Raw genomic sequence first — 16,059 nt, forward strand, 5'->3', positions numbered from 1 at the left:
TTATTTATTATTTATTTATTTATTATTCACTTATTATTTATTTATATCTGAATCGGGATTTGAATCAGAATCAGTTTCACCGTTATCTGAATCTTCGTCAGCATTGTTGTTTGCGTCATCAGATTCGTAGTCAGACGTGTCATTAGATGCTAACAGTTTGCTTAATTCATCGTCCCAATTCACATCTTTGAGTTTCTTTTCTAAATCTTCACTATTCTTGAAGTCTTCCAAATTAGGCATATTTATGCTTGATTCTTTTGACTCTTTATTTGTTTCAGTTTCCGATTCAGAATTAGACTCAGCATTAATTTCAGCATTAGCCTCAACATTATCATTTTTCTTATTTTCATAAGAATTTTCATGTTCAGACTTGTCGTTATCAATCTTAGAAGCTGACGACTCTTCATTATCTGTAGAATCAGCCTCATAGGATTTGCTTGCCTCATCTTTGTTTGTAGAATCTGCAGAATCTATTTGCTTATTATTATCTGTGCTATTTTCATCTGTAGTATTCGTTTTTTTATCACTTGCGTTTGCCTCATCCTGAGACTCTGGTAAATCAGGCAAAAGATCAGGATGATTCCACATAGAGTCTCGCTCCTCAATGCCTTTTTCGCTTGTGATTGAATCCCATAATGCTGCAGCTTCTCGCATTCTGCGCGGTCTTAATCTCAATCCGATAAGGGATTCAAAAGTTATTTCCGAAGGTCCACCTGCAGCGCGCTCGCGTCTCATCATCTCTCTAAGTTGATCGATGTGTGGAATATGTGCCATTCCAGCACGCCAAATAACGCAATCAACCCAGCCTTCTGTAAGAGCAAGAAGTGTTTCCAATCCTCTAAGAGCCTGTTTTTGACCCTCTGTGTCTGTATCTGCAACTTTAGAAATATCTACCGCTCCAGAAACAGCTTCTGGATCCATTTCTTGAATATCTCTAAGCTGGTCTTCTACAGCATCTAAGTCAATAGAAATACCATCTGCATACTTTATAATCAGAGCTTCAAAACGTGGCATAAGCCATGGTACAGACGCAAACAAGCGAGCGTGTGCAAGTTCACGTAAGGCAAGATAATTCATAACTTCTGTTACGTCTAATCCCCAGGTTTTTGCATAATCTATGCAATTGTACGGAATGAGACCTCCAGCTGGATTGTTAAGTAGTGCTATACCTTGATCGAAGCTTCCATGAACCTCGTGAGATAATGCTCCAGCAGCGTATCCTAGTTGCATCGCAAAAGATGTATTTCCGAGCAATCTCATAAACTGGTCAGGTTGTTTTACCTCATCTGGCATAGGGATTGGCATAATTCCATCGTATATGCCATCCACTTCTGTATCTTGTGAATCGCCAAATTTTGCGGATATTACGCTTGTAAACGCCTCGCACACAGATTTTGCAACAGGGTTCGCGAATTTAACCCACGAATCTATTGTTCCTTCAATCCAATCAGATCTAGAAAGAATATCAGGTGTTCCTGGCGCAGGATTTAAGTTGCAACTTGTGTCTAGCCACAAGTTTGCTTGGCTAAGTGCTCTTCTGGCACAGTCTGCAACTTCAGCGTTTACGGTTCCTCCGTCGCTTGTTGATCTTTGAATAGCGATAGATTGTGCAAGCTTTTTATTTATTGGACCGTCTTCGAGAGTCACTCTCATTTCAAGAGGATTGTTTAATCCTCCTGTAGAAAAAGCTTGCATCATGGCGTGAACTTCGCCTGGTGTCGGAAGTCCTCCAATTCCACACCTTTCCTTGATGTGTTCGCGTATGTCAAAAGGGAGGTTCTCAAAGTTGTGCCATGCTTTTTCGCCTTGTTCAGAACCAAAGCAGTCGACGAGCCACTGGTGAATTTCTTCTTCGCTCATAGTTAAGTCCTTACAGTCTTAGTTAAAAGTCATCTAATATTTTCTACGTTATTTCGTATTCATTTATTAGTGTGACTTTTTGCAGCTTATTACAGATTCTACCTGATATACGGCAATTTTCATTCAATAAATCAATAATTTAAGTAACTTTTTTAATTTAATATTTTGAATGAATCCTAATTCCGTTATGCGTATGGCTTGAGTATAGAATTATTTCTTATGACTAATAAGATATTTGCTGTTTTTAATAATGGATGTATGACTGTTATAAGTTTTACGAGTAGAGTTTTTAATTATTTTGTTAAATATTTTTCTTCAAAATCCGTGCAGTATTTTATTGGACTAATCATTGGTATTCTTGCGATTATTGTGCTTTTTCTTCCTAGCGCATATGTTGTTGAAGAACCAGGACCAACTCAAGACGTTTTAGGAAAATCTTCTGGAAAATATGTGATAAACGTAGATAATCCTAATAATCCTAATAATCCTAATAAAAAAGCTGCTTCAGCTGTTTCGGGTTTAAAATCGCATTCAAAAAGTGGCAAATTGCTTTTAGTCACAGTAAATACATCTGGAGTGCCAGGGTATGAGATTCCAAATATTTACGCTGTTTTATCTTGGTTTGATTCAAAAAAGCAGATTTTGCCGCGTGAGGTGTTAGTACCTGTAAATCAAAATGCAAGTGATTATAAAAAAGAAACAAATAAGCAGATGACTTCCTCGCAATCTTCTGCGCAAGTGGCGGCTTTGGATTATGCGAAGAAACATCTTAATGTGAATGTAAAAAACGTAAAAGTTAAGATGCATATAGACGATATTGGCGGTCCTTCTGCAGGAATGATGTATGCTTTGGGTATTTTAAACAAGTTAACTGGCGTAGATTTGGCTGGCGGCAAAACAATAGCAGGCACGGGAACCATTGATAATAATGGGAAAGTTGGGGCAATCGGCGGAATTCGTTTAAAGATGATATCTGCTAAAAGAGATGGTGCAAGATGGTTTCTAGCGCCAAATAGCAATTGTGATGAGGTGGTTGGCAATATTCCGCAAGGTTTAAACGTAGTAAGCGTTAAGACTTTAGATGATGCGTATAAAGCGTTGGAGAAAATTAAGGCTGGTAAAAGTATAAAGTCTTTTAAAACGTGTAATGCGAAGATGTAGAAGATGTAGAAGATGTTGCTTCATTTTTAACTCTTTATTTCTTTAACTCTTTATTTCTTTAACTCTTTATTTCTTTAACTCTTTATTTCTTTAACTCTTTATTTCTATTATCGAAAATCCTATATTTAGTATGTTTTATTATGCAAAGTGCTGCATATTGTGTTTTAAGACACGCCGAGTGTGATAATTTCGATGCTAAAAGCGAAAAATATAAAGTTTCCAATATATTTTTAACGTATTTTATGGTGATCTTTATAGAATCTAGGAATTTTTACGAATGTTAAAAAATGTGTAGATTTTCCTTGAATTTTCCTATGGGGGGGGGGGTACAACTGTATACGTGCTTTGCAGTAGTGCACTGTATTATTTTGCATTTGAGCGTTTGGCGCGAATTTAACTACTGGTTTTGTGGAAGCTAGGTATGCTTACGTTTATTTAACGCTTGCACGCTAGTTTTCATCGATAGTTTCGAGTCGGCTTACGTTTATTTACGTAACTTGATTGCGCGCTTTTTGCTTGCAATGCAGTGTTCTGCACCCCGGGCAATGCTTGTTGGCTTATAAAACCAACAAGCATGAGTATTCGAGCAGCTTTTAGATTTTAAGAAATCGAGGCGTTAGAATGTCACGGCTTCATGGCTTATTGAACTTGCGTAAGCAGTTTAGAATGCTTAATGCTTCCTCTTCAAATAGTTGCAGCCGTACTCTCTCAAAGCGTTACGTTTTCCGCGCGCTTTTAGCAATGCTCGTTGCCGTCGCCACCATAGTAACCATGCTCATCGTGCCGCCAGTACAAGAAGCTAAGGGTTATGCAGATGGTAAAGCACCGATTCACGCTTGGTGGAATAGTTTTGGTACAGGCTTTGTGTCTGGTTCTGGCTTTGGAATAGGGGATGCTCCTAATCAAATTGCTTCTAACGTTGAAGTTGTGCGCAATGTTTATGACTCTTCTACTGGTAGAAATAGAACTCAGATTAAATGGGAAGTGTTTTTCAATACTTATTCTCAAATGTACGAGAGTATTGTAACAGGTGAACCTTATAGCGGTAAGCAAGAAGATAAAGCGTTTGGTGGTAAAAGACCTCTTCTTATGGCTTGGCTTCCAAAAGGTATTGATAGAAAGAGTATAAGAATTAGTAGAAGGAAGTCTGGTAATAGAGCTGGTTACCGTAACTATGGCTGCTGGCCTGAAACAGACAAGTGGTATAGCGCGTTTCCAAAAGATAAACAGTTTGATAAAACTGATAACGGTCGTGGATGTAGAGCAATCCAGTATCAAGAGCCTATTGTTACAATTAATAAAACATTAGATGAGTTTGTTAACAGTAGTTCTAGATGGGCTCATTCGTTCGATGGTAATTTGTATGAAGGTAAAGCTGGTAAAGAGGGTGCTGGTAAAGATCAACAGCTATTTAACTCTTATTGGGATAATGCTTTAGGTACTTCCAGACTTACATCGTATTGCGATTCGAACGATAAGCATGACATGTGCGAAATTAGAAACTGGAAGAATGATTTCTCTACTGTTCTTGCTGACTGGGAAGTTTCAGGTAATACGGCTTTTCAGTGGAATATCACTGCGTTTGTTGATAGTAGTATGGAAAATCGCTCAGATTTAGTATTGAAGAATCTTCCGTTCTCAGCTGGATGGAACTCTGGCAAAGGTACATATTCCGAAAGCGATTTTGGAGATTTAGAAACGAAGAAAAATGGTGCTGTAGAAGTTAGAAGTAAGTGGACTTTTATTGGACCTTTCGATAGTGATGGCGATGGTATTCCAGATTCTATGGAAGGTTATGACCATAAGAATCCTGATGCTTTGCCTGATTTTAGTAATAGTGATCAGCCGCATACTGTTTTGAATAATATTACTGATCCAAATGGTAAGACTGAAATCAAGTATCCTCAATATTCGTCTAGCATGATGAATGATTATGTAAAGAAATTAAATAATCAGAATTTAAGCTCGGACACTACTTATGGTGGCGTAGAGAATGTGCCTGTTACTACGTATGGTACGCCTGTAACAATTAAGCCGTACGTTAATACTGGTTCTTGGCAGGGGTGGGATTTAGGCGACTGGGACGGTCAATATTCTCTACAAAACCATTATGGCGGTCACTATGTTGCAGGAAAAGATACGGATACTACTACTAATATTCCATCAGATTTTCCTAACGGCTCTAGCATGAAGTACGAGCTTACTTCTATTCCACAAGGTATTACGCAATCAAGTAGTTGTAGTACTGGTAAGAATAATTCTGACAAAGGCTGTGTGAGTATAGATAGTAAAACTGGTTATATTACTTATAATCCAGGAAGGTTGGATCGTAAAACCGAAGGTATTACTTTTAAGGTGAAGATTACGCACCCAACTCCTAGTGCCTACCAATACAACTGTAAGTATACGACACCGATGGTTCAGGAAAATGTACCTATAAAAATCAAGGTTGTTTCTAATGCCATGTTGTACAACCCGCAGTACAAGGAAACTACTGTTGCATACGATCCGAATCAGAAGAAGTTTAACCCTACTGATAGCGAAGAGCCTAAGAGTGTACGAGCTAACAAAAAGCCGTGGGTTAGAGTAGGTAATCTTCCTAAAGGTTCTACCTTTAAGTTAGAGAAGTATGGTAAATACGGTTCTCCTGTGCTTGATTGGTCTAAGATTGATTCGAAAAATACAGGAAACGGCAAAGTGACGTTTAGCCCGTCTAAAACACAAGCTGGTAAAAGTGAAAAGACGCCTGTGCTTGTTACGTACCCAGATGGTTCTACGTCTAAAGATAGTGATGCAGGTAATTATGACAAGGTCGTGTATGCTACTGTTAAAGTTGGTGATTTGCCAATTTCAGGCGGTGACTTGAATCTTGGTTTATATGACGGGAATAGCATAAATAATAATGGTTTCTGGGGCTTTTCCTTTAGAGATAAAACGAATCCTCACGAGATCGATAAGGGTAAGAAAATAGGTCTGTCAGATAAGGATCACAAGAACCCTAATAAGGGTATTGTGTTTGATTCTTGGGCAAAGAATGGTAAAGGTCCTATTACTTTCCGCGTGATATGCCATAGGACGGATGTACCTAATTCTCCGTTCGCGTTGCTTAAGCCTAAAGAAGGAAACAAAGAAGCTAGCGGAGAGATTAACGGCTTGCATTTTGAGGATTTCCGACAGTGGATTCGAGATAACGACAAGCGTTGCAAGGGCAAGGATTGCAGTAACGATAATCTCTACCTTCACTCTAGAGAATACGAAAATGACACTATGGAGCGTTCGCGCGCGATGATTGGTGGCACGCCTAAGGAAGGCGGCTCGTACGAGTGTAAAGTGTTTGCTTTCCACGACAAGCCTGATGATAACAAGCTTAAGGACTATAGTGGTTCGTTGGACACATTTGATAAAGCGGCAAAAAATGGTGGTTCTACTGAGTATTCAATACTTTTTGATAACTATGAAAGTATTAAAGCGGCAACAAAAGGCTCAGAGTGGATTACTGACAGTTTCTACTTTAAAATCAAGCTCAAAGACAACCAAAAGTACAACCCGACTTATGTAAAGATGCCAACTATTCAAGCTGGTAAGTCAATTAAGGATGGTAGGTATAGCAGTCCAACAAAAGACAATATCAGCACTGATCAGCCAAAGAGCACTAAAGATGGAAATGATGTTTCGGAGGATGATCGAGCTAGCATTCTTGTTGGTGACCTTCCTGATGGCACGTGGTTTGAGATTAAGAAGCTACTTAGAAAAGTAGATGACAAAAACCATTCTGATAAGTTTACGTTGCAACAAGAGAAGGAAACTTGGTCTAGGTTTGAAGATAGTGAAGACAACGTTACGCGCGATGAGCACGGCAATACTGTTAAGAAGAGTGGAAAAGTAGTTACTTTAGATCAGCCTAATCGCGAATATGGTTCTGTAACTTTCCACCCAGATAAGTGGCAGTCTGCTGGCGAGTATTGGGCGGAAGTTAGAGTTCACTACCCAGACGGCTCTGTATCAGACGGCGAAGGCTCTGTAAACGAGAAGCACCCTGTGTACGCAAAGGTGAAAGTTACGCCTAAGCCTGGCAATAATAATTTTGGTCTTAACTTGTTTAGGTATACAACGGATTCTCAATACAGAACTATCAGCGTTGAAAATGGCATAAACCTTCATCCAGGAGATTTACTCGCTGGTAACGATCGCCCTATGTTTGATTCTTACTTAACAAACGCTATTGGAAATCTTCATCAGCATATGATTTGCTCAAAGCAAGACAAGAATGGTAAGCAAACCGACTACACGTATGGCATTCTTCCTGGTCATGTTAATAATGAGAAGTCGCAGAAAGATAGCGAAAAAGACGGATTGCGACTTTTGGAACCGCAGACGATTTGGAAGCATTCATCACTTAAGAATCAGTTTGAGTGCAATACTAATGGCAAAAAGTGCAAGTCTGATACTTACTTATACGATGATTGGGTTGATAGCGATAAAAGCTATAACACTTTTGAGCGCACGCACGGATCTTTCGGCGGCGTGGCGCAAAAGACCGGCGACTATGTGTGCAAAGTCTACGTTATAAAGGGCGATCAGAAGAAGTCGGATGCGTTTAAGAAAGCTGTCGAGTCTAATATCAAATCTAAGAAGAACGAAGACCCAGTTACAAGCGTTCTTAACGCTAGAGGTAATCCATATGGCAAAGAAGGCGAAGACTACAAAATTGGCGCATTCTCTGTGCATATTCATAAGGACAACCAGCTGTACAACCCGACTTATACAAAGATGCCAACGATTTTGGCGGGTAGTACTTTTGACAAGAACCTTAAGAATCACAAGGCTGACATAAGCTCTGACACTCCGCGAAGCAAGAAGATTGTTAAAGACAGCAATAATCATGACGTTAATGCTAACGGCGTTCCAAAAGAGGATTTGGTTAACGTTAAGGAAGGCGCTCTGCCTGCTGGCACTTGGTACGAGATTAAGCGCTTTGTTAAGGCTGGCGATATTAAAAACTCGAAAGCAAAGAGTTTGCCTTGGGCTAACTTTGAAGACGGCGAAGATAACAAAGCTGATGGCAAGTTGGAAGCAGCCAGCAAGGACGCCACCGGCAAAGGCTCCGTCACCTTCCGCCCAGATAAGTGGCAGGATGAAGGCGAATATTGGGCTGAGATTAGGGTTCACTACCCGGATAGCTCTGCTTCGGATGATAAAGATTCAATCAACAAGGATCACCCTATCTACGCAAAAGTGGAGGTTACTAGACCAGATATTAGCGCTGGCGATTTGCATGTTGACGTGTACAAGTACTTTGACCATACAGCGTATAATTCCGATACCAATAAAGGCAGAGTCGACTCCGCAGATAACATTGCGAATGTTGACAACAAGGTTGGCGTTACTGTTATGCGCGGAATCGGCTTGCTGAATGACCTTGGTGTTGACTCATAGTCTACAAATAAGCGCGGCGGCATTACGCTAAGAACGTTGTGCAGGGATGCGAATGAGCCAGCTAAGGGCAGTGGTAATAAGTCTCAGGTTTGGAGCGAAAATCTAAATAAACTGTTCTTTAAGCTTAACAGCGGCGATAGTCAGAAAGTGTGGGGGCATGCGAACTTCCGACAGCAGGAAACTTGCCGTAAGAACGGTAATAAGGGTGATGGCTGCGTTACTGATGTAGCTAACCCTATGCTTTTTGACAGCACTCGCGGAACTATGGAGCGCTCACGCGGATTTATTTCAAACACTAAAGCGCCTACGGAGACTGGAAAATACTATTGTGCAGTGTTTGCGTTGAAGCCAGATGCTTTGACTGAGTACAAGAATGCTGTGAAGAAAGGCACGATTAGTGTTGTGAATAATAGCGATATTGTTAGCGCTATGAGCTTTAAGGGCGAGAGCGGTATTGACTATGCTGCAAAATTCTTCCCAGTGTACGTGGTGAAACCATTCAAATTGCCAAAGACGGGCGGCATGAATTGGAACATGCTTCTTGGTGGTGTTGTGTTTGTTGGTACTTCTCTGATGCTTATTGCATTATTGCTTGATCAAAGCAAGTGGGGACGTGCGCTCATCGCTGAGATTATCAATATTATCAAAGTTTTTATCCGCAAAACCGCTAGAAAATGGCGCATTGAAAGGTGGCGATGCTGATGAAAATTTTCTGCAGCGCAAAAACTGCAGTGTCAACGTTCCATGTGTCGGCAATGGTATTGCGTAGTTGCGTTACATAGTGACGTTACGCAGCTGCGTTACGCAGTGACGGCAATTATGCCGAAGCATGGTTCGGATTTAATCTTGCTGCGCGCGGCGCAAATCTTATACGCCGACAGCAGAGTTCATGCAGCTTGCAATGGCTCCGCCGACCGTGCGCAACACAAAACAGAAAACTTATCTCTTAAACCTGCTCGAAAGAGCAATAAAAAAGGAGAAATTATGAACAAGATAACTAAGCAATGCGTGGCGGCAATCGCCTCGCTCGCAATGGCTGGCACGCTGTGCGTCGCTGGCGCCGTGGTGGCTGGCAGCTCCGCTTGGGCTGTAACACCTGCAGCATCTAGTACTGATCCTGCACCGTGGGATAAATCTGCTGCCTCCAAGACTGGTACCATTACAATCACCAAGTACAAGGATGAAACCAATGACCAAGGTGTGCAGACAAAGAAAACAAAGGTTACTGGTGCAAAGTTTAAGGTAACTCCAGTTAGCAAAATAGATGGTAGTGCTATTGATCTTAAGAAGTATGATGATTGGCTAAAAGTTGCTGCTAAAGTCCCATCTCTTAACGCAAATCCTAGTTCTTTGAAAGATACTGATTTAGGTGCTGCATTACCAGAACAAACTACCAATGATGGTATTGCAACGTTCAGTAATCTTCAAATTGGCTTATACAAAGTTGAAGAAGTTAGTGTTCCAGATGGATACGAAAAGCTTCCAGAACCATTCTTCATGACTATTCCAGAGATAACCAGTGGCAAAAAAGGCACAGAATATAATTACAATCCAACTGTCGATCCTAAGAATGCATATACTAAGGATGCTATTAAGAAGACTGTTGATACTAAGGGAATGGTTGGCACAAAGGATGATTTGCCATATACCATTTCAACTTCTGTAGTCACAAATAGTGGTACGCCTGTTAAAGATCGTACGGCTGATGATTATCAGGGCTTTGCTGTGTGGGATGATGCGTTGACTAAAGCATATGATGCCAATGCGAACGTTGTGCAGAAAGTTAAGATCGGTAATTCTGAAATTACGAATACTAAAGGCAAAGAGGATAAGTATATAGTAGCAGTTAGTAATACGCCTGATGATAATAATCGTAAGCGTATTACCGTATCGTTTACAGATACAGGTCTTGGTGAAATTGCTACGGCTCTTAAGACTTCGCCAAATGCAAAGTTAACTGTTGATCTTAAATTCACTCTTAAAGAAGGAGTTGATTCTGGCGAACTCGTTAACAAGTATGGTTATCAGCCAGGATATAAGAAAGGTACTCCTGAAAATGAAAAGCCAAAGCCTGTTAACCCAAACCCAGGTTCAGATTCCAAGGTAACTCTTGTTAAATTCAAGATTAAGAAGGTAAGCAGTACTAACGCAACTGAAGGTCTTAGGGGTGCTAAGTTTGCTGTGTTTGCAAAGAAAAATGATGCTGACGCTTGTGCGGCTGATGTTTCTCGTGCAGATGATAAGTGCAAGAGTAAGTCTTCTAAGGGCTTTGCTGATACTGAAACTGCTGATAAGACTGGTTTGACAGCAGATGGGTTTAAGGCAAAGGTTGGACAAACGTTCTACGTTGTGGAAACTAAGGCTCCAGACAACTATGTTTTGGCTCCAAAGGTTGAAGAAGTTAATATTCCTACGGAGTATACAAAAGATGCTAAGTATGATACTCAATCGCAGACGTTTATTTACTCGTTCAAGGATGTTCCAACGAGCAATAACATCGACCACTGGTTCAAGCTTCCTAAGACTGGTGCTTACGGCGTGATTATCTTCGCCATCATCGGTTTGGGCTTGGTTGGCGCTGGTACATTCATGTACATGCGCAACAATCGCAAGAAGGAAGAAGAACAGGCTGCCTGATTTGCTCAGTTTGATGAGTAAATCATAAACGATTGAGTCTATAACGATTGAGTCTATAAACGATTGAGTCTGCATAAATTGAGTCTAGGAGTAAAATCCTAGACTCAATACTATGTAGTGCGTTTGTTACCTTTTTGGTCGATTTGGGGAACAAAATCGGGAATTATTTCCATAAATTCTTTAGCTTGGAGGAGTTATGAAGCTAGCCGATATTAGCAATTGGTGCCGCTTGTTGAGCGAGCGCGCTGTTGCTAAATTGTTTAAGAATAAGGCGAAGCGTACCTCCAGTGTGGCTAGCACGAGCAGTGTGGCTAGCACGAGCAGTGTGGCTAGCACGAGCAATGTGGCTAGCACGAGCAATGTGGCTGGTGCGAGTGGCGTGGCTGCGGAAAAGTCGCTAGCAACCGAAGAGCAAACTCCACGATCCAACTCAAGCCAAAAAACACAGAAAAACTTAAAAACACAGAAAACTTTTATACATCGCATAATTGAGCCGATTGCGTTAGTGCTAGCAGGCGTATTGTTCTTCAGCTACCCAGTGGCGTCAACACTGTGGAACAACCACGTGTCTAAACAAATTTCCATAGATTACGACAAAGTAAGCTACAATCAGGCCGCTGGCGTGCGAGAATCTATTCTAAGAAGTGCGCGAAAATACAATGCGCGCAGAAAAAAATTCTTTACAGCCGACCCGTATGACGGCAGTGACAATTACAAAAAAACAGTAGACTATAAGTCATATATCAAACAACTAGACGAACCAATGGGAATTATGGGAATCATAAAAATCCCGAAAATTGGCGTAAAACTACCAATTTATCATGGCACTTCGCGCGATGTTCTAGCTCGCGGAGCAGGGCATTTGTATGGTACAGATTTACCTGTGGGCGGCAAAAACAGGCATACCGTTATTACAGCTCATACTGGTTTGCCTACGGCAACTATGTTTGACGGTTTAATCGACATGAAGCGTGGAGACTACTTCTACATTGATGTACAGGGCGATACAATGCGCTACAGGGTGTTTCGCATTAGTGTTGTAGACCCGCAGGATATCAGTTTGCTGCAGCGTGAGCCTGGGCGCGATTTGGCGACTTTGCTTACATGCACGCCGTATGGTGTGAACTCGTATAGGCTACTGGTTACGGGGTATCGCGTGCTGCCGGACCCAGCGCACGCTCCAGAAGATCATCTTCAGTGGCCCCTTTGGATGACGCTGTTTGTAGCTGCTATGATTCTTTCGCTGTTGATAATTTCAATCATGGTAACTGGGTACTTACAAAAGCGTAAGAATAAATCAGATTTGCGCGGCAAACACATACTGCGCGAGACCTGCCTTCGCGATTAAAGCGTAACGCGCGAACGATTTTCCCGAGATTGTTTACGTATTTGGTGGTTTTGGGAACAAACGCGGGGAAAAAATAAACAAACATGGGAGAAGTACGCTAACCAAGAAAAGCGGAAAGTGGGCGATGAGGGACTCGAACCCCCGACATCCACCGTGTAAAGGTGGCGCTCTAGCCAGCTGAGCTAATCGCCCGCTTGAAACAAGATACAGTATGGTGTGTACTAGATGCGTGATTCGCGATTTGCGTGTGTCTTTCAGAGTTTGTGTTTTGCGTTTTGAAGCGTCTTAACAATCGCGTAGAGTATATTCAATAATGATATGTTCAGGAGGTCTATTGTTTATGGCAAGTAAACCCGATACTGCGCGTAATTCTTCTGGTATTGAGCGCGTAGGTAAGCGCAAGAAGGGTTACAGCGTAGAGCAAGTTAATGATTTTCTTGAGCGTGCCCATTCTTTGTATGAGTCCGACGACATTCGTCTTACACAAAAAGATATTCAAGACGTGTCCTTCGATTTAGAAGATGAAGGATACGCTATTCCTCAAGTTGATGCGGCTCTTTCTAGGTTGGAACGTGCTGTTGTAGATAAAACAACCGAATACGAAATTTCTCATCGCGGTAGAATCGTTTGGAAAGCACAAGCCGATAGTGAATACCGTGTTTTGCTTAATCATTCTCAGCGTGATTACAAGATGCGTTTTGATTCTGGTCAATCTCGCAAGCCTTCGTATGATAAAAAACAGGTCGATAATGTTGTTAATAAGACCTTAGATAAGATTTCTATTCTTCTTGGATATAAGCCAACGTGGGGTAATAGTTCAAGCGATCTTGATGGCATTGACGCAATGTTTGTTTCTAACGTGTTGTTTACACAGCGTTCTGGTAAACATGGATACGATGAGCGTCAAGTGGATTATTATTTGAACGCTTGCATACGATTGCTTAGTAGGCTTGAATCTTACGATCGTGTTTCTAAGTACCTAGATTTTGATTCTAATGGTGCTGCCGCATCTTCTGTTAACGCAGCATATAGTCAGACGACGCCACAGCCTGTGCAATCTGCAAATCCTATGCCTCCATCTGTTCCCGTTGAGCATAATGCGGATTCGTTTGTAGTAAATCCTGTTCAAAATACTGTTGAAGCAGATAATCCTGTTGCAAATGATATTTTTTCTAGAACTACAGTTGATGAAGTAGATTCGCATCATATTAGTGCAGATAGTGTGCCAGTCGTTGAGCATGTGGCAGATAGTGATAATAGTTCTGCACAGCATATTGAAGATATGCCTCAAGATAGGCAAAGCATTTTCGCACCTGTAGACAACAGTGTTGATAACAATAGTGGTGCTTCTCTTAACGATTTGCACCATGGGGATAGGGCTATTTTTACGCCTCATTCTGCTAATGTAGAGCCTAATGATGATACTGATGACGAGATGTCTCAGGCTTCTACTGTTATGCCTCCTACGTTCCCGCCATCGTATGCTCCGAAAGATTCCTATTCGCAGACTTATACAAGAGACAGTGCTATTCCAGCTGCACCTAGCCAAGATTCTTATAGTCAGAATCATGTTAATGCTGCTAATGCTAATGCTGTTAATACTAAAGATGATGATAAGAATGATTCAAAGAATAGTGCTTCAAACCCTGTTGGTGATTTGAATTTGTCTCTTCTTGCATCTCCTAAATTTGAGCCGTCGCAAAGTCTCAATCTAGATATTCCAGATCTTTCATTCCCAGTTATGAATCATTTTAATGCTTCTTCTGAAGATTTTAATGCTAACAATGCTGGCAATAATGATTCAGATGATTTGGATGATACTGGCGAATCTAATTTCGGTGGTTTTGTGAATACAAGCCACAACTGATCTATAAAAATACTTTGGATTAGCAGATTAAGAGTTTTTGATTTTCATGCCGTTGTATAACGATGAGGCTGTAGTTCTTAAGACTTTTCCTTTAGGAGAAGCGGATAGAATTGTAGTTATGCTTACTAAAAAGCATGGTAAGATTCGTGCTGTTGCAAAAGGTGTTAGGAAAATAAAATCTCGTTTTGGGGCGCGTTTAGAACCTTTTATGCGTGTGAATGCACTTTTTGCTACTGGAAGAACTTTTGATGTTGTTTCTCAAGCGGTTTTAGTTTCTGCTTATGCTGAGAGTATTTGTGCTGATTATGATTTGTATAGTCGTGCTAGCATGATTGCGGAAATCGCAGATGATTTGGTTTCGTCTTCTGCACAGTATCAGGATTCTTGTATGCAATACAATCTGCTTGTTGCAGCCTTATCTGCTCTTTCTAGGGGATTGCATAGTGCTGATTCAATTGGATTCTCATATGTTTTAAGAGCGTTAAAACTAGCTGGCTGGTCTCCTATGCTTAATGAATGCGTAGTTTGTGCAACTAAAGATGATTTATCATATTTTTCCTCTTGTTCTGGAGGAGTTATGTGTTCTAAAGATCATGATTTGCAGTCAATTAAGTGTAATGGTTTAGCACGTTTTCAAATGATTTCTTTGATTAATGGCGATTGGAAGAATATAGACGGAACAGATATTGATTATTTAACGTATAGATGCGTTGAGCAGTGGTGTGAATATTATCTTGAGCGTCCAATTAAATCAATGCATTTATTAGAAAATAATATGTGATTTAATATAGCTTTTTTAGCGTCTTATTTAACGTTTTTGTGAACGTTTTAGTGAGCGTTTTTGTTAATTTTTTGTTTGAATTTTATAATAATTGTCCTCGCTGTCTGATGCAATAATGATTGATATCAGACACGGGTGCTCTTTCAAAGAGCTGAGAAGATTACTGTCTAACCGTTTAACGTGATTCGGTTAATGCCGACGTACGGAGTTTTCTGCAGGGTCGCCTTTGTTTGATAACTGATAATGAAAGGAGACCCTAATGGGTGCATCTGTTGAAGAAGAAACCGTGCGTCCATCTTTGCGATGGAATGTAGCTGATATTACGCTCACGGTTGTTGTAGCTGTAGCTTCTGGTATTATCTTCTGGGGTATCGGTTTGATTAGCGAGCCTATTTCTGCTGCTCTTAAGCTTATTCCAGTTCCAGGAGTCAGCGCATTGTACTACGGTTTGTTCTATTTTGCTGGTCCTTTGGCTGCTATTATGGTTCGCAAGCCAGGTGCAGCATTGTTCGGTGAGTTTATTGCTGCAATGGTTGAGTTGACTGTTGGAAGCCACTGGGGTGGTATCGGTACCGTTCTTCCTGGATTTGTTCAGGGCTTGTTCGCTGAATTTGCATTCTTGTTCTTCATGTATCGCAAGTGGAATGTTGGCTTAAGCGCACTTTCTGGCGCATTAGCTGGTTTGGGTGGAATCGTTTCAACCTACCCGTTCTACTATGCAGGTGTTCCAATCTTTGGTTCATTCATGGTGATTCACACTATTTGCAGCATGATTTCTGGTGCTGTAATCGGTGGCGTTTTGATGTGGTACTTGTATAAGGGTATTGCTGCCACTGGCGCATTGAGCCGCTTTGCTTCTGGCAAAGAAGTGCGCGCCTGATTTTACGGGTAAGATTACAAGTAAAATCAACTTATAAATTTGATTTGTGGGCGGGGATTAATTACCTCGCCCATTTTTGTAAAGTCGCA

Annotated in this window: 7 protein-coding genes, 1 tRNA gene, 1 pseudogene and 1 riboswitch; of the genes and pseudogenes, 7 read left to right on the forward strand and 2 right to left on the reverse strand. The window is 40.9% G+C overall.

Going from position 1 to position 16,059, the window contains the following annotated elements; genetic code table 11:
• Nucleotides 1-33: 33 nt before the first annotated feature.
• Nucleotides 34-1,860 (reverse strand): zinc-dependent metalloprotease, encoded by a 1,827-nt coding sequence (locus tag GAVG_RS01760; RefSeq protein WP_009994621.1) that lies wholly within the window; start codon nt 1,858-1,860, stop codon nt 34-36.
• Nucleotides 1,861-2,079: 219 nt separating this feature from the next.
• Here GAVG_RS01760 and GAVG_RS01765 point away from each other — a divergent pair, with 219 nt between their 5' ends.
• From GAVG_RS01765 to GAVG_RS01780, 4 genes and pseudogenes are all read left to right on the forward strand, one after another.
• A complete protein-coding gene (locus tag GAVG_RS01765; protein WP_009994622.1) occupies nt 2,080-3,021 on the forward strand; it encodes a S16 family serine protease in 942 nt (313 codons plus the stop codon).
• Between the two features lie 666 nt (nt 3,022-3,687).
• A pseudogene (locus tag GAVG_RS01770) lies at nt 3,688-9,159 on the forward strand (Rib/alpha-like domain-containing protein).
• A gap of 282 nt (nt 9,160-9,441) precedes the next feature.
• Nucleotides 9,442-11,094: a SpaH/EbpB family LPXTG-anchored major pilin gene (locus tag GAVG_RS01775; protein ID WP_048653142.1), complete on the forward strand. Its 1,653-nt coding sequence runs from the start codon at nt 9,442-9,444 to the stop codon at nt 11,092-11,094.
• Nucleotides 11,095-11,290: 196 nt separating this feature from the next.
• Entirely contained in the window at nt 11,291-12,442 is a 1,152-nt protein-coding gene (locus tag GAVG_RS01780) for a class C sortase (RefSeq protein ID WP_013399497.1), read from the forward strand.
• Nucleotides 12,443-12,560: 118 nt separating this feature from the next.
• Here the strand turns inward: GAVG_RS01780 and GAVG_RS01785 are convergent.
• Nucleotides 12,561-12,634: transfer RNA gene (locus tag GAVG_RS01785), tRNA-Val, on the reverse strand.
• Between the two features lie 148 nt (nt 12,635-12,782).
• Between GAVG_RS01785 and GAVG_RS01790 the strand changes: the two genes are divergently transcribed.
• From GAVG_RS01790 to GAVG_RS01800, 3 genes are all read left to right on the forward strand, one after another.
• On the forward strand, nt 12,783-14,309 hold the full coding sequence (locus GAVG_RS01790; RefSeq protein WP_009993812.1) for a DivIVA domain-containing protein: 1,527 nt from the start codon (nt 12,783-12,785) through the stop codon (nt 14,307-14,309).
• 46 nt (nt 14,310-14,355) lie between these two features.
• Nucleotides 14,356-15,090 carry a DNA repair protein RecO gene (gene recO, locus GAVG_RS01795; protein ID WP_004112365.1) on the forward strand — a complete coding sequence of 245 codons (735 nt, stop codon included), beginning with the start codon at nt 14,356-14,358 and terminating at the stop codon, nt 15,088-15,090.
• A gap of 121 nt (nt 15,091-15,211) precedes the next feature.
• A riboswitch (TPP riboswitch) is annotated at nt 15,212-15,314 on the forward strand.
• Between the two features lie 35 nt (nt 15,315-15,349).
• Entirely contained in the window at nt 15,350-15,970 is a 621-nt protein-coding gene (locus GAVG_RS01800; protein WP_004112368.1) for an ECF transporter S component, read from the forward strand.
• The last annotated feature ends 89 nt before the right edge of the window (nt 15,971-16,059 follow it).

The organism is Gardnerella vaginalis ATCC 14018 = JCM 11026, assembly GCF_001042655.1.
GTDB lineage: Bacteria > Actinomycetota > Actinomycetes > Actinomycetales > Bifidobacteriaceae > Bifidobacterium > Bifidobacterium vaginale.

Excerpts from the sequence above, each read along its gene's own strand:
- recO (WP_004112365.1), top strand. The coding sequence starts at position 14,356 with ATGCCGTTGTATAACGATGAGGCTGTAGTTCTTAAGACTTTTCCTTTA.
- GAVG_RS01765 (WP_009994622.1), top strand. The coding sequence starts at position 2,080 with ATGACTAATAAGATATTTGCTGTTTTTAATAATGGATGTATGACTGTT.
- GAVG_RS01790 (WP_009993812.1), top strand. The coding sequence starts at position 12,783 with ATGGCAAGTAAACCCGATACTGCGCGTAATTCTTCTGGTATTGAGCGC.
- GAVG_RS01800 (WP_004112368.1), top strand. The coding sequence starts at position 15,350 with ATGGGTGCATCTGTTGAAGAAGAAACCGTGCGTCCATCTTTGCGATGG.
- GAVG_RS01780 (WP_013399497.1), top strand. The coding sequence starts at position 11,291 with ATGAAGCTAGCCGATATTAGCAATTGGTGCCGCTTGTTGAGCGAGCGC.
- GAVG_RS01775 (WP_048653142.1), top strand. The coding sequence starts at position 9,442 with ATGAACAAGATAACTAAGCAATGCGTGGCGGCAATCGCCTCGCTCGCA.
- GAVG_RS01760 (WP_009994621.1), bottom strand. The coding sequence starts at position 1,860 with ATGAGCGAAGAAGAAATTCACCAGTGGCTCGTCGACTGCTTTGGTTCT.